Raw genomic sequence first — 14,979 nt, 5'->3', positions numbered from 1 at the left:
TCCTCTGATGACAAAGCTTCCGTTTCCTTTTTATTGTCTTTGCTTTTTTTATTTTTAAATAAAGAAGGCACGATTAAAAACACCTTTCTTTTCTTTTTTTAGCTTTTTCCAAATAAATACTTTGTATGCAATTTTTAATAGAGCAATCAAAGCGTAAGACAAAAAAAATAACAAAAACTATCGGTAGAATGTTTTTAAGAAAAAAACAAAAACGGAGAGTGAGACGTATGAAAATCGTTTGGATATCAGCTTTGCTGTTAGGATGCTTAATGGGATTTTCTATTGGAGTGGATATGATGCAAGGATTTAGTTTTTCCATGGCCTTGCAAAATGCCTACAGTCCGTTTCGTGTTATGGAGTTCGCTGAACTATTTGTCCTTTTTTTCCTTTTGTTCTGTTTTGTAGCTGAAGTGTTTTATCGTTCATTTAAAGTGAAAAAAGCAAAACAGCGACAAAAATAAAACTCCGTAAAAAACACATATTTCTCCTTTTTACCACCTATTCTCCTTCTCATTTAAATGTTATAATTTTCATAATTGGAAAAACTTTTACACGCCTTTCTACATAGAAAGCTGTACGCTTAAACTACAAAATAAACATTGACTTTGAACTAAAAGGTGAAGAAATGATGAAAAAAAAATTAGCCGTTATTAGTACAGCTTGCTTACTTATTCTTGCAAGTGATCCCATCCCTTCTAATGCTACTCCTGATTCCCCGGATTCCTCTTCCGACGTTTTGGACCAGTCAACAGACGTGGATACAACTGAAGATGTAAAAGCTATTTTTGACTCTCTCTATCAAGAAGGCTATTCGCTTGGAGAAGAAGATGGATACGCAGAGAAAAAATTTGAACAGTTTGATCAAACAACAGGACTGGACAAATCTTCTGAAGAATTCACGTGGTTTATGATGGGGTATACGGTAGGATATAAAAAAGGACAGCAGCAAAAAGAGGAAGAACTTAAGACTGAACAAGAAAATGAAATGGCTGCCGGCGAAGAGGAAGGCTATCAGCAAGGCGTCCTTGATTACAAACATGCTACTATTCAATCAGAAATCGACCCTTTCCCTTCTAAGTCATCCGACTGGAATAAAGGGTATGTTCAAGGCTACAAAAAAGCTATTTCTTTAATGGACTTATCTGTTAAAGCAAAAAAAGAAGGCTATGACCAAGGTCTTGAAAATGATTCAATGAGTGTTCCGAGCATGTATGATGATGAGGATGTCACACGTCAGGCTTTTACAGAAGGCTTTGAAACCGCTCAAGCCGAAGTGCTGAAGCAGCAAAAAAAGCAGTTTGAAAAGCAGGGCTACGTACAAGGCTATCACGACCTTTCATTAGAAGTACCTGCAGAAGCAGAAGGCGAATTGCAAACAGCCTTTGAGCAAGGATATGAAAAAGGACAGAAACAAAAGCAAAAAGACGTAAAAGCAGACGGATACGACTCAGCTTTCACTTATCAGACCTATAGAGCGCCTAAAAATCTTCAGGACAAGCCCGAACTAGAAAAATGGTACAAAGCAGGTTTTTATTCGAATAAAGATGTGAAACCTTTGCAGCAAAAAGCTTATAAAGACGGCTGGAAGCTCGGAAAAGAAATGAGCGTTCCGAAAAAACACCAGCAAAATAAAGCTGCCGTGGCGATGTATAAAAAATATTTTGAACAAGGCCAAAAAAAGCAGGATAAAACAGTGAGTCATATCCTGCTCGGCAGCGGTATTGTTCTTACACTTGTTGTCCTTATCACGCTATGGAGACTTCGCCGCCGTAAAAATGAAGAGACAACACTGGATAGCTAAAAACGAGTACATAAAAAACCCGGAAAATCGTGATTTTCCGGGTTTTTATGTTAAATAATCATTCGTTTATTTTCCGCAAGCTGAACTTCTTGCTCTTGTTTTGACTGATTTTGTTTTCGAATTTTCAAATAATAATAAACATAGCAGCCTATAAAGAAAATACCTCCGCAGTATAACGCCATTCGCTGCTCGGGATCAAACGCAAGACTGATCATAACGATACAGTTCGTAATAAGCGCTACGATAGGAAGAACCGGATAAAGAGGTGTTCTAAATTTGAGATCTTCCACTTTTCCACCTTTAGCCACGTAAGCACGACGAAACGCAAGCAGTGAAGCTGTAATCGCAATCCAGCCAATTTGAGCGCCGAGTCCAGCGAGTGAAATCAGCCACACAAAAACGGTTTTAGCTGCCACTACGCTTGAAAGCAGAGAAAAACATGAAATCACAAGCGTAATTAATAGTGCATTAAATGGAACTCCTCTTTTGTTAACTTTTCCAAGCGCAGGACTTGCCATTCCTTCTCTTGAAAGAGAATAAAGCATACGTGTAGCCGCGTAAAATCCAGAGTTTGCGACTGAAAGAAGAGCTGTTAAAATGATAAAGTTCATAATATCCGCCGCGTAAGGTACACCTACACTGTCTAACACAACAACAAACGGGCTTTCTACGACGCCTGCTTTTTCACGAGGAATCATGCTTGCTAGGACAAACACGGATAAGACGAAAAAGAAAAGCGTACGCCAAACCGTTTGCTTGATCGCTTTTGGAATTGTTTTTTCCGGATTTTCACTTTCTCCTGCCGCAATTCCAATCAATTCTGTTCCTTGAAACGAAAAGTTCACCGTAATCATTGTGATCAGCAAAGCGGTTACGCCATTTGGAAACAGCCCTTCGGCAAAGAAGTTTGATAGAAGCGGTGCTTCCTGTCCGCTTTTCATATCAATGAGTCCAAACATTGCCGCTCCACCTACAACAATAAACATAATGATGGCGAAAATTTTAATGCTTGAAAACCAAAATTCTGTTTCACCAAATGCTTTAGCTGAAAGTGCATTTAGTGAAAAAATTAACGCTCCAAAAATGGCGCACCATAACCAAACGGGCGAGTCTGGGAACCATCTTTGCATTAATTGTCCGGCAGCTAAGAACTCAAGTGCCACCGTTACTGCCCATCCTAGCCAGTACAGCCATCCAATCGCAAAACCGGTTGCAGGGCCGATAAATTTAGTGGAGTATGTTTGAAACGATCCTGCAACTGGCATAGCAACGGATAATTCTCCAAGACACAGCATCGTTAGATACATAATGATCCCTCCTACTAAGTAGGAAATCATTGCTCCCATCGGACCTGCTTCATTGATGGTATAACCTGAACCAAGGAAAAAACCGGTACCAATACATCCTCCTAGTGATATCATAAAAAGATGCCTTGTTTTCATCGTTCTTTTTAATTCTCCTGGCTGTCCCTGTGGAATATTCATCCCATTTCCTCCCTTTGCTGCATAAAAATGAAATCGCTTTCATTTTTTTAGGTTTATTTTGTTTTTATAGCCGCTTACTGGGTAGCTCTTCATGGCTGAAGTCCATTAGTGCCGGATGTTTTTCAAATGGCGCCAGCCCCGTAGCGAGGATGGCAGCCGATTAACCCTGCATGACCGTTTATTGGATCATAATAGATTTTCTTCTACACGATACCTGTAAGTAGCTCTTTCTTATAAAAGCTTATCGCCAAACAATGAACTCATTAACGCAACCGCTACTTCTGCAGTTTTGTTATGCTGATCTAAAATGGGGTTCACTTCTACAAATTCAGCAGATGTCACCATGTCTGCTTCCGCTAGCATTTCCATTGCTAAATGACTTTCTCGGTAGCTGATGCCGCCTTTTACAGGTGTACCTACGCCTGGTGCATCATCCGGATCTAAGCCGTCTAAGTCCAGCGACAGGTGCACGCCGTCTGTACCGCTTAAATAATCAATCGTTTCTTTCATCACTTGCGTCATACCTAAACGATCAATTTCATGCATGGTATACACTTTAATTCCTTTTTCTTTAATTAACTCTTTTTCACCATCATCCAATGAGCGTGCACCGATAATAACTAGATTTTCAGGTTTAATTTTTGGGGTATACCCTCCAATATTTAAAAGTACAGGATGTCCAATACCCAAGCTCACCGCTAACGGCATGCCGTGAATGTTGCCTGATGGAGATGTTTCAGCTGTGTTTAAATCACCATGAGCATCATACCAAATAACGCCTAAATTTTCTGAACCTTTCGCGACTCCTGCAAGCGTTCCAATCGCAATGCTGTGGTCTCCGCCTAATATTAACGGAAAGCGGTCTTGCTCTCTTACTTCTTCAACTCTTGCAGCAAGCTGTTCATTTCCGCTGGCTACAGCCGCTAAGTTTTTCAAATTCGTATTTTTATCTACGTCTGCCCGCTCTTTAATTTCTACTTTAATATCCCCTTCATCGTGTACGGTATAGCCAAGAGCTTCTAAGCGTGTATTCATACCTGCATAGCGAATCGCGCTCGGCCCCATGTCTACACCCCTTCTTGTTTGTCCGTAATCCATGGGTACACCGATAATTGAAATGTCTTTTTTCATTTTCTATACCTCCGTTGCATTTTATTTTGTGTGAAGTAAACATAGGTGTTTATTTAACTATGTATTTTTTTCATTGATACAGCCCCTCATCTATTTCTTATGCAAAAATGATGCCAACTTTGTTTGTAGCATTCTATCAGTCTTTTTATCACGGGTTTTCTTACATACGCCAAAAAAACTGTCGATTTCTACAACTTTTTAGCAAAACATGCAAACTTTTTTGTCGTTTCGTTTAAAATCGCCAATTTTATTTGCTTTCATAAAAAAGAGATTGCGACATAACAAAATCCATTCAATCTAAAGATGAACAACTGTTGATTTCAGTGCAAGGCTTCGCTTTCCGCGGGCGGCCGGTGAGCCTCCTCGTCGCATACGCTCCTGCGGGGTCTCACCTAGTCCGCTTTTCCCGCAGGAGTCTTCGCCTTGCTCTCTAATCAACAGCTAGAAGCAACTACATAGACGAAAACTATGGTCACCATAGCAATAAAAAAAATCCAAACGAGTTGGATTCTCCATCAAGAATCTCAATTCATCGTTCGGATTTTCTTTCACCTAAAATACTTTTGTCCCAGTCTCTTTTTTAATTTGTAATAACGTCTCCGTCTTCATCATCGCCGGCATCGTCTTCACCAGGATCTTTTTCTAATGAGACCACTTTCTTTTCTTCGTCCCATTTCACTTTGTAGCCAAGGGATTTTGCTACTTTGATAACTGATAAATAAGAGTGATGATTTGGTTTATATAGCTTTAAATCACTCGAATCAATGACGCCTAAGCCTAACAGTAGGCGATCGGACTGAACGTAAGGCTTTCCATCAATCAGCTTCACTTGCTTATCAGTAAATGGATAAACGGCACGGTTGACTTCAACTGTAAACTCTCCTTTTTTCTCTTCTTTAATTGGTTTTGGCTGTTTGGATACATATTTAATTGCGTCTACTCCTAATACCGTGCCTTGGCGCGTATTATCAGCGCCTCCGTACATTTTCCCTGTTTCATAGTCATAGATAACCGCTTGAACGTTTCCAATATGCTCAGGCTTTTCTTCAAACCCATGTCCTTTAGCCATCATTTCAAGAATTGTATCTTGGCTAAAGCCAGGTTCCCATCTTACGGTTGGATAGCCGCCTGAATAAATACGAGGTGTTAAGATCGCTTTTTGAATCGGCATCTTATGGTCAATAACATTCATAATCGTTTCTGCTACAGACGCAATAATGGTTGGGCCTCCCGGTGAACCAATTGCCATGAACGGCTTTCCGTCTTTTAACAGCATCGTTGGAGACATACTGCTTCGAGGACGTTTTTTAGGCTCAACCTGATTCACGCCTCCCGGAGTGGCATCAAAATCCGTCATTTCATTGTTGAGCATAAATCCGTAGTCAGGAACCATAATTCCTGAACCAAAAACTTGTTCAATGGTAGTCGTGTAAGAAACCATGTTTCCCCATTTGTCTACAACAGAGAAATGAGTCGTTTGGCCGATTGGATTTTCTTCCTTTACTGTTGCTTTATTTGGGTTTTCTTTTCCTTCATATTTCCAAGGGTCTCCTTCTTTGACATTAGGCGTTGCTTTGTTTGGATTAATTAATTTACGACGTTCTTTAATATAATCTTCATCTAACAGTCCTTTTTTCGGCACTTCGTAAAAGTCTTCATCTGCCATATACGCCGCGCGGTCCGCGAAAGCTAAGTGCATCGCTTCCGTTAAATGCTGCAAATACTGAGGCGTATTGGAACCCATTTTTTCTACATCATAACCTTCCATTAGCTTTAAAATCTGCTGCACGGTTAATCCGCCGGAGCTAGGAGGAGCCGCACTAACCACATCGTAGCCTCGGTAAGTTGTTTTGACCGGCTCACGTTCTTTTACAACGTAATTTTTCAAATCATCCATAGTCATGCTTCCATCGCGTTTTTGAACTTCTTTAACAAGCGCTTTTCCAATTTCTCCTTTATAAAGAGCGTCTGATCCTTCTTTTTGAATAAGCTTTAATGTTTTAGCAAGATCCGGCTGAACAAGCTTATCTCCTTCTTTTAATGGCTTGCCATTCGGCACGAATACACTACCGGCCGTTTGGTATCTTTCAAGCTTGTCCACATTTTCATCAATGTACTGAGCCATCGACCAATTTACTTTGATTCCTTGTTCTGCTTGAGTAATAGCTGGTTTAATAATATCTGATAAGTCCATTGTTCCATAATCTTTAAGGGCTGTTTCTACTCCTTTTAGCGTACCAGGAACTCCAACTGCTTTTCCTGTTATGTGACGCTTACTGAAAGGGATGACTTTTCCTTTTGAATCTAAAAACAGCTTAGGCGTGACATCAGCTGGTGCCATTTCACGGCTGTCTAGCATCGTAATTTTATCTTTCTTTTTTTCATAAATCATCATAAAGCCGCCGCCGCCGATACCTGACATCATCGGTTCCACAACGTTTAGAGATAATTGAATGGCAGCTGCCGCATCCACAGCGTTTCCGCCTTCAGCTAAAACTTTCCTTCCCGCTTCAGCAGCCAGCGGGTGAGATGCCGCTACAATTCCTTGTGTAGCACCTCGTTTCATTGAATGGTCGACACCCGGAACTTCAGCAGCAGCTGGTGTGACAACTAAACTTAAACTAAATAATGCAATAACCAACATCTTCATAACCTTCATCTGGGTCTCCTCCTTCAAATACATTATTTTACATCGTCTGAAACGATGGATTTCACAAAGAATAAATTGGTTTATTATGATATTTTTTACATATGTGTATAAATAAAAAGCAAAGTAAATCAGACCTTTGCTTTTTTAGTTAGTCGCATGTTTAACTTTTCTCTCTATCCATTTACAATTATCTATATTTTCTAACAATTTATCCATAGGCTGATAGTTTCTTACTATTTTTGGAATTACGTAGACTGAACGCTCTAATAATGTAGAAAATCTAGCAGTTAAGAAGTCGTTGGACTTACATGCACTTCTTAAAATTTCTATAAATATTCTTATTGTTATATAAAAAGCAATTCTTTATGAAAATCAGCATATATTTCCTGAAAACCAAAAATAAAACAGGACTTTTGATTCACCGTCCTGTTTGCAGCATGTTTTCGACTTTTTTAATATCCGCGTGAGTAGGATTGATTTCCCGGGCATAGACGATTTGTTCTTTCGCTTTTTCCATTTCTTTTAATTGAATATAGGTTTTGGCGAGTTCGAGCGGCAGCATAATCCCTTCAAAACCAAGATCTTGCGCCCGCTGCAAATAAGACAGCGATTTTTCGTAATTCCCTCCAAACATAAGCGGAGTTTCCCGGTATTTTATTCCTCGAACGAAGTGCGCCAAGCTTGAAGATGGATTTAATGTTAATGCCTGATGAAGAGCTCGGTCCATTTCTAAATTCAATACCATTTTTTCAAAAATAATTGATTCTTCGATTTGCTTTGCTAAACAAACTGCTAAGTAACAGTACAAATCAGATGCTTGAGGTTTTTTCTTCATTTCTTGTTGAATTTCGCGTTTGATCTCTTTCCACTTACCCTCTTCTAGCTGATTCATGACGTATTCTACATGTATTCCCACCACTTTGCCCTCCTTTTCCTCTTTATCATAAAGGATTTCTGCACAAATGAAAAAAGTAAGTGTTCTTCATTTTTCTCAAAAGATCGTTACCGTTAAAAAATAGGCAAATTTCTTAATCACTTAACCCAATTAGTACATAGGATATAGAGAATTTTATTAAAGGAGGTTACACATATGGGCGCAAAAGGCGGTTTTGGTTTTTCATTTATCGTTGTTTTATTTATTTTATTAGTAATCGTAGGGTGTTCTTGCTACTATTAATTCCTAAAGAGGATGAACATCATTCATCCTCTTACGACAAAAAAACCATGCTTTCGCATGGCTACATACCGATTAGATAAATGAGTAGAGGAACTCATTGTTCGGCAATATTGAAGAAATTTTTGGTTTTCACTTCCGCCTAGTATGCCCTTCTTGACAGGGGCTATGCGCAAATAAAGAACTAACATTTAAAAGCGAAAGCCAGACGCACCTACAATAACAAGTAAAACAAATAACACAACGATTAACGCAAAACTTTGTTTTTCCACGTATCATCCCTCACTTCCTGTTATCTGCTTTTAGTGTATGCAACAGCTTGGCAAAATGTTTAGGACAGGGGTGCGGATTTTTATGAGAAAAACCTTCAAATTTCGCTAAAAAAGTGAATCATATTTTTGTTTCTTTCGTTATATATAGTAAGAGATTTTTTACTATAAAAAAGGGGGACCTTTAATGCGCCGACATTCCAAATTGCCCATTGTTCTTGTCTTTGCCTTCTTTTTATTCATCGCAACTGTTTTGTGCGTAACCTCTTATATGTCTTGAATATATAAATAACATAAAAAACCGCCTCCTTGGAGGCGATTTTTCTTACCCTAGCATAATATCTTCGTTTGGATATCGTACAGCTTCTCTCTTCTGTTTTGATAATGAAAATGCAAGCGTTAATGGCCCCACTTTTCCTAAAAACATGATAAAGATAATAATCACGCGTCCAAAGTACGAAAGTTCAGGAGTGGCTCCCATCGATAAACCTACTGTTCCAAACGCAGAAACAACTTCAAACATAATTTTTACAAACGGCAGGTTTTCCGAAATATTTAACAGGAAAATGGCCCCAAACACAAACATAATTGAAATCATCGTGATGGCTAGTGCCTTAAACACGTGAAGGGGAAGGAGCCTTCTCTTTAGGAGCACAATATCTTCCCTGCTTCGTAAAAATGCCCATACTGAAAAAATAATTACCACAAACGTTGTTAGTTTGATACCGCCTCCCGTTGACGCACTTCCTGCACCAATAAACATTAATAAAACCATTAAAAACACCGTTGCGTCATGCAGGTGAGCTAAATCAATCGTATTAAATCCAGCGGTTCTTGTCGTTACTGCTTGAAAATAAGACGCCCATGCTTTGTCCCCTAATGATAAATTTCCAAGCGTATGTGAATTGCCGTACTCTAAGAAAAAAATAAAAAGCATTGCAGTCACGTTAATCGCAAACGTGCTGATAATCATAATTTTTGAATGCAGCGTTAGTTTTTTGTACGATTTTTTCACCCACATATCAGCAAGGACGGTAAACCCTAACCCGCCAATAATGAACAGAAAAGAAATTGTTATGTTAATAATAGGGTCTCCTACATACTGAACTAAGTTATCAGACAGCAGTCCAAACCCTGCGTTATTAAAAGCAGAAATCGAATGAAACAAGCTAAAGAACAATCCCTTAGACCATCCGAATTCCGGAACCCAGCGTATTGCTAAGAAGATAAGTGCAACAAACTCAATTAAAAATGAAAAGATAAACAGCCTTTTAACTAGCAGCACAACTCCGCCGGCGCTCGTCTGATTTAAGGCCTGCTGAACGAGCATACGCTCTTTAAATCCAATTTTTTACCTAGCATCATAAAAATCAACACGGCAAATGACATAATGCCAAGACCGCCTATTTGAATTAACAGCATAATGATCGTTTGACCGATGACGGTAAAACGTGTACCTGTATCTACGACGGCTAAGCCGGTCACTGTCATAGCGGAAGTAGATGTAAAAAGGGCGTCTACCCACCGGATTGGCTCAGTAGTAGAAAAAGGCATCATCAATAGAAAAGCACCAATAATAATTCCTCCTCCAAAAATAGAGACAAGCAGCTGCGGAGGGGTGAGTTTAATGATTTGTTTTTTCATGAGTTAAACTCCTTCTTCTTCAAAACGGTTCAAATCGCGATTATGTCCGATAACAATCAGCATATCTCCTTGTTCAATTATTTCATGTGCGGTAGGCGAAATAACCATTTCCCCGTCTTTTCGCTGAAAGCCGATAATATTGCAGCCGTACTTGGCACGAATGTTTAAATCAAACAGCGTTTTATTATGAAGTTTCTTAGAGGCGACAATTTCGACAATACTATAATCCTTTGACAGTTCAATGTAATCAATGATTTTTTCTGACACCACGTGATGAGCAATACGCTTAGCGATATCGCGCTCTGGATGAATAACTTTGTCCGCTCCTATTTTTTCGAGCACTTTTTGATGATACATATTCACTGCCTTTACCCATACTTGCTTAACGCCCATATCTTTTAAAAGCATGGTTGCGAGTACGCTTGCTTCGATATCATCTCCAAACGAAATAAGCGCATGATCAACATTGCGGATACCTAGCCCCTTTAAGCTAGCTTCATCAATCGCGTTTGCTTGCACAACATATGTAGCTGAGTTGCTAAATTTATTTACTACCTCTTGATTGCGGTCAATAGCGAGCACATCCACATCCAGATTAGCAAACTCTTCAACCAAACTGCCTCCAAAACGACCTAATCCCAATACAGCAAACTGTTTTTTCATAATGTATTTATTCCTTTCTTCAACTGCTGTGTGTTCTCTTAGCTTATACTTTTCCTAAAAAATTACATCCTTTTCTTAAAAAAAGCGCAAAAAAACACAGGAAGGCTCCTGTGTTTTCCCACACTCTTCCCCCTCAAAACGCTTGCGAAGTTAGCTGTCGGATTCGGGTTTTAAGAGTAACCCTACCTTTTTAAGGATTCACCCCGGAGCACAATATGTGCGTAAATAATGGGTCCTCCGCTCCGTAATGGATTAAGCGATTTTTATTCAAATGTCTATGATCTATTTTTTAGAATAATCGATTCGATTCATGATGCGTTTCACTTCACGAAAGCTATCTTACTCCTGTGGATTTTGTCTGTCAAGATATTTTTAGGGAAGATCTCACTTGCCCTGCAAGCTGCAAAAATCATATAAATCTAAACTGACAATCATTTTGTGAAATTGATCAAATAAATTAATAACAGCCAAAAGCTCTAACAGCTGCGTATCACTGTAAAATTTCTTTAATTGATTCATATCAGCATCCGTCAACTCCCTTGGACGCACCCGGTATACATCAATAAATCGAAACAGTAATTGATCTTTTTCTTCCAGCTCTTTTTCTCTTAACACTTTTTGATTAAGCGTCTCATCGCCTATATATGACATGCTCATACACGTCTCACAGCCGTTAACACCTGCTAGATAAAGCCTAATTTTTTCCTTAGTCTCTTTTTCTACTATATCGCTGTTCCAAAGCGTGTCGTAAAGCTCATCATACAATCTTTTTACATGCGGAATTAAATTCAATGCTTTTTCAAAATTTGTTCCCTCTTCGTTTGCTAACAAAACTCTTGCCATTTTTTACTCACTCCTTTTTAATTATTATAGTAAGAAAAATGGAAATTTCAGATTACATATAAAACATCTTATCTACTAATACTAATCAAATGAAACGTTAATGAGAAAGAAGGTTTTCAATTGAAAATTGACGAAATTGATTTATCGATTTTGCAGGCGCTGCAGCAAAACAGCCGCCTTTCCTTACGAGAGCTAGGAAAACAAATTAACCTGTCTCCTCCTTCGGTGGCAGAGCGAGTAAGGCAGCTAGAGAGCTTTGGCGTTATAAAAGGATATACGATCGATATTGATTATGAAAAGCTGCATTTGCCCGTGTCGTGTTTTATTGAAGTAACCATGAAAAACGGAGAGCACGAGCGTTTTAAACGATTTATTTCTCAGTATCCCTACGCTTTATTCTGTGAACGCATCGCCGGGCAAGCCTGCTTTATTACAAAGCTTCAGCTTCCTCACCTGCACGTACTCGAACAATTTATTAACGAAATTACACCTTATGCCAAAACGATTTCACACATCGCCCTTTCTCACGTGGAAATGGCTCCTGCATTATTGAGTCATTTAAAAGATGAAAAGTGATTGAAACCTAACGAAAGCGGTCCAATCTAAAAGCGAACAATGGGATCAATAAGCTCGTATGAATCACTTTTGACACCGCTGTTGATTTCCGTGCCAGGCTTCGCTTTCCGCAGGAGTCTTCGCCTTGCCCTCCAATCAACAGCTAGAACCAAATAAATAGATTAAACATACGTTCACCATACTAACGAAAAAATCCGAACGATTCATCGTTCGGATCTTCTTTCCATTAAACTACTTTTGTCCCAGCCTCTTTTATTCGTCCAACAGCATAAAAAATAACCCTCCAAAGCTGGAGGGTATAAATTTTCCGAATAATGAAAGTTTTACAACTTCATTTTATCAGGTGCCGACATTTCTGTCTACTTAAAAATGTAAAAGAGCTCTCTATTAATAGAAAGCTCTTTTACCTGCTTGTTTTTTGAAAACAATCAATCTATATAAAAGGGAACTACCTAAGGTTGAAAGTCACGTGGAACCTTGGTAGTTGATCCTGGATATACCGGTTGATATGATTCAAAACAAGTTCTTTCATCATTTCTTCTTTGACTTCTGATTCCGTTTTTTTATCTTTTTGTTTTAAAATAAGAATATAATAGACTTTACCCATTTTAATGGGCTCACTACTCTCTCCGATGTGCTGTTTTTTTAAAACATCTATAAAAGAGGGAGATAAACTTGAAAGCTTTAGATTATCAGCATTCTCTATTTTGCTCACTGTCTGGACATCAGCATATTTTTTTTGAACGTCCTGAAGCGATGTTCCCTTTTGCAGTTCAGCCGCAGCGGCAGCGGCATCATGTAAAGTCGAAAAAGCCAGCTGCGTAAAAGATACGCGCGTTAGATCGTTTTCAATACGTTTATAGTAAGCAGTTAGTTCATCAGACGTAATTTGTTTACGAAAATATTCTTCTAATTTAAACTGATTCGTTAGCTGGTTGGTTACATCACTGGAACGAATATTTAACACTTCATAACCTTGTTTTCTTGTATCCTCGTCATATGAGCGTTTAATTTGCTTCCACATATCCTCGACTTGTTTTTGTACTTTATCGCTTGTCTTTAGATGCGAAATTAAGATTTTTTGCATAACAAGCTGCCGCAATAACTCTTTGCGGTAGCTCGTATCATTTAGCGGAGCATCTGGATTTAAGAACCCTTCAACGGCTAAAAAACGGTTGAATTCAGCTCCTGTCACCTTGCCTCCCTCATACGCTGCCAGTTCTTTGGTAGAAGATAGCTGACTAATTTCTACAGAAGGAAACATCGTGTTTGAATGCTTCCCTTCGCAGCCGGTTAAAAATCCTAACGCTGTTAATACTGCTAGCAGCAGCTTTAACGGTGTTGAACTCATCCATTGTTATCCTGCTGCTCTGAAAGCTTCAGAGAAATAGTTTGTTTTTTTCCATTTCGATACACGTCTAATTTTACCGTGTCTCCTACTTTACGTTTTGTGTATAGATATTGACGTAAATCACTGGATGTTTTGACTTCATTTCCATCGATGGCAACAATCACGTCTTTTGATTGTAAACCTGCATCAGAAGCAGAAGAGAATGGTTCAACCGTCGTTACGACAACTCCTTCAGACGTATCGCTGGTTAGGCCTAGCTGGTTTTGTTTTGTTGCAGCTGAAAGCTGACCTACATCTTGAAGACCTACCCCCATATATGGACGCGTTATTTTTCCGTTTTTCATCAGCTGTTCAATCGTCGGCTGCACTTCATCACTTGGAAGAGCAAAGCCGATGCCTTCTACATTGTCTTCTGAAATTTTCATACTGTTGATACCGACTACTTCACCGGAAGAATTGATCAAGGCACCGCCGCTGTTTCCTGGATTAATCGCCGCATCCGTTTGAATTGCATCTACGTTCCAATTTTCTGAAATAGGGACAGAGCGTTTTGCTGCGCTCACGATACCTTGTGTGACCGTACGAGAAAATTGTTCACCAAGAGGATTTCCGATTGCAAGCACCGTTTCACCCGCTACTAAATCCGATGATTTCCCGAACTTCGCCACTTGTTCAACATTTTTGTCAGACATCTCAAGCACCGCTAAATCCGTTAGCGCATCAGCTCCGACAATCTTAGCTTTTTCTTTTTGTCCGTTTGAAAGTGACACTTCTACTTCGCTTGCGCCGTCAATAACGTGGTTATTGGTCACAACGTATGCTTTTCCATTTTCTTTTTTGAAAATAACACCGGAACCCGTTCCTGCTTCTTGCGTTTGGGTATCTCCAGAAAATGGATTTGTTTGCTGTTGAATATTGTTCACGCCTACAACAGCAGCTGATACTTTATTTACAACTGAAACAAGATCTGACTGATTCACGGTTGTGCTTACTGTTCGAGGCGTGGTGCTCGTTGTTGTTGCGGTTTGAGTCTGCGTTGTTTGATTCGCTGTTTGCGTATCAGCTGAATCTATTAACCCCAGCTGCGGAGCACCGTATAGCACAATTCCTCCCCCTAGCACTGCTCCGGCGATAGAAGATGCAATCACTGGAAATAAGCGTCTTCTTGGAGGCTGTGATGATGACGCAGGCTGATACTGATCATAGCGCTGCTGGCGGTTTTCATATTCTTCTTTTCGTTCTTGCTCTCTTTCATAATCACGTGGATCCATGAAAAACACTCCTTTTAACGTAGCAAATTTTATGTTATCTATACTATAAAATAAAAGTTTGGGATAAGTATCAAAACAATGTGTGAAATTGTGAAAAATTTCTTTATAACAGCAAACACGTA

15 protein-coding genes, 1 pseudogene and 1 riboswitch are annotated in these 14,979 nt (G+C 39.2%); of the genes and pseudogenes, 4 read left to right on the top strand and 12 right to left on the bottom strand.

Features of this window, described 5'->3' with window-relative positions:
• Nucleotides 1-227 precede the first annotated feature (227 nt).
• Nucleotides 228-461: a YczF family membrane protein gene (locus AC4NPH_RS16165; protein WP_013058583.1), complete on the top strand. Its 234-nt coding sequence runs from the start codon at nt 228-230 to the stop codon at nt 459-461.
• Between the two features lie 164 nt (nt 462-625).
• The gene (locus AC4NPH_RS16160; protein WP_063672513.1) at nt 626-1,801 is read left to right on the top strand and encodes a hypothetical protein; all 1,176 of its coding nucleotides are present in this window, start codon (nt 626-628) and stop codon (nt 1,799-1,801) included.
• 50 nt (nt 1,802-1,851) lie between these two features.
• Here the strand turns inward: AC4NPH_RS16160 and AC4NPH_RS16155 are convergent, their stop codons facing one another.
• The 5 genes from AC4NPH_RS16155 to AC4NPH_RS16135 all read right to left on the bottom strand — a co-directional run bounded on the left by AC4NPH_RS16155 (nt 1,852) and on the right by AC4NPH_RS16135 (nt 7,982).
• A complete protein-coding gene (locus AC4NPH_RS16155; RefSeq protein WP_029323791.1) occupies nt 1,852-3,285 on the bottom strand; it encodes an amino acid permease in 1,434 nt (477 codons plus the stop codon).
• A 231-nt stretch (nt 3,286-3,516) separates the two neighbouring features.
• The gene (gene rocF / locus AC4NPH_RS16150; RefSeq protein ID WP_013058586.1) at nt 3,517-4,416 is read right to left on the bottom strand and encodes an arginase; all 900 of its coding nucleotides are present in this window, start codon (nt 4,414-4,416) and stop codon (nt 3,517-3,519) included.
• Nucleotides 4,417-4,713: 297 nt separating this feature from the next.
• Nucleotides 4,714-4,854 carry a hypothetical protein gene (locus AC4NPH_RS16145; RefSeq protein ID WP_170959544.1) on the bottom strand — a complete coding sequence of 47 codons (141 nt, stop codon included), beginning with the start codon at nt 4,852-4,854 and terminating at the stop codon, nt 4,714-4,716.
• A gap of 142 nt (nt 4,855-4,996) precedes the next feature.
• Nucleotides 4,997-7,075 carry a gamma-glutamyltransferase gene (gene ggt / locus AC4NPH_RS16140; RefSeq protein ID WP_013058588.1) on the bottom strand — a complete coding sequence of 693 codons (2,079 nt, stop codon included), beginning with the start codon at nt 7,073-7,075 and terminating at the stop codon, nt 4,997-4,999.
• A gap of 409 nt (nt 7,076-7,484) precedes the next feature.
• Nucleotides 7,485-7,982 (bottom strand): tetratricopeptide repeat protein, encoded by a 498-nt coding sequence (locus AC4NPH_RS16135; RefSeq protein ID WP_234419910.1) that lies wholly within the window; start codon nt 7,980-7,982, stop codon nt 7,485-7,487.
• Between the two features lie 174 nt (nt 7,983-8,156).
• On the opposite strand from AC4NPH_RS16135, the gene AC4NPH_RS16130 reads away from it, so the two are divergent.
• Nucleotides 8,157-8,243, top strand: a complete 87-nt coding sequence (locus AC4NPH_RS16130; RefSeq protein ID WP_016765201.1) for a YjcZ family sporulation protein — start codon at nt 8,157-8,159, stop codon at nt 8,241-8,243.
• Nucleotides 8,244-8,431: 188 nt separating this feature from the next.
• Here the strand turns inward: AC4NPH_RS16130 and AC4NPH_RS16125 are convergent, their stop codons facing one another.
• The 4 genes and pseudogenes from AC4NPH_RS16125 to AC4NPH_RS16110 form a co-directional block, all read right to left on the bottom strand.
• Nucleotides 8,432-8,512, bottom strand: coding sequence for a YjcZ family sporulation protein (locus tag AC4NPH_RS16125; RefSeq protein ID WP_080518348.1), 81 nt, complete (start codon nt 8,510-8,512; stop codon nt 8,432-8,434).
• 322 nt (nt 8,513-8,834) lie between these two features.
• A pseudogene (locus AC4NPH_RS16120) lies at nt 8,835-10,153 on the bottom strand (TrkH family potassium uptake protein).
• Between the two features lie 3 nt (nt 10,154-10,156).
• Nucleotides 10,157-10,816, bottom strand: a complete 660-nt coding sequence (locus AC4NPH_RS16115; protein WP_013058591.1) for a potassium channel family protein — start codon at nt 10,814-10,816, stop codon at nt 10,157-10,159.
• Nucleotides 10,817-10,940: 124 nt separating this feature from the next.
• Nucleotides 10,941-11,085, bottom strand: a riboswitch (cyclic di-AMP (ydaO/yuaA leader).
• A 115-nt stretch (nt 11,086-11,200) separates the two neighbouring features.
• Nucleotides 11,201-11,659 carry a carboxymuconolactone decarboxylase family protein gene (locus AC4NPH_RS16110; RefSeq protein WP_013058592.1) on the bottom strand — a complete coding sequence of 153 codons (459 nt, stop codon included), beginning with the start codon at nt 11,657-11,659 and terminating at the stop codon, nt 11,201-11,203.
• A gap of 120 nt (nt 11,660-11,779) precedes the next feature.
• On the opposite strand from AC4NPH_RS16110, the gene AC4NPH_RS16105 reads away from it, so the two are divergent.
• A complete protein-coding gene (locus tag AC4NPH_RS16105; protein ID WP_013058593.1) occupies nt 11,780-12,235 on the top strand; it encodes an Lrp/AsnC family transcriptional regulator in 456 nt (151 codons plus the stop codon).
• 7 nt (nt 12,236-12,242) lie between these two features.
• On the opposite strand, the gene AC4NPH_RS16100 is transcribed toward AC4NPH_RS16105, so the two are convergent.
• The 3 genes from AC4NPH_RS16100 to AC4NPH_RS16090 all read right to left on the bottom strand — a co-directional run bounded on the left by AC4NPH_RS16100 (nt 12,243) and on the right by AC4NPH_RS16090 (nt 14,857).
• Nucleotides 12,243-12,374 carry a hypothetical protein gene (locus tag AC4NPH_RS16100; protein ID WP_255255980.1) on the bottom strand — a complete coding sequence of 44 codons (132 nt, stop codon included), beginning with the start codon at nt 12,372-12,374 and terminating at the stop codon, nt 12,243-12,245.
• Nucleotides 12,375-12,683: 309 nt separating this feature from the next.
• Nucleotides 12,684-13,586, bottom strand: coding sequence for a peptidyl-prolyl cis-trans isomerase (locus AC4NPH_RS16095; protein WP_013058595.1), 903 nt, complete (start codon nt 13,584-13,586; stop codon nt 12,684-12,686).
• On the bottom strand, nt 13,583-14,857 hold the full coding sequence (locus AC4NPH_RS16090) for a S1C family serine protease (RefSeq protein ID WP_013058596.1): 1,275 nt from the start codon (nt 14,855-14,857) through the stop codon (nt 13,583-13,585). Before AC4NPH_RS16090 ends, AC4NPH_RS16095 begins: the two co-directional genes overlap by 4 nt.
• Between the last annotated feature and the right edge of the window lie 122 nt (nt 14,858-14,979).

This window comes from Priestia sp. MDV22-iso46, assembly GCF_058629175.1.
The sequence above is the reverse complement of the archived record's forward strand: the minus strand, read 5'-3'. Positions and strand labels throughout refer to the sequence as shown.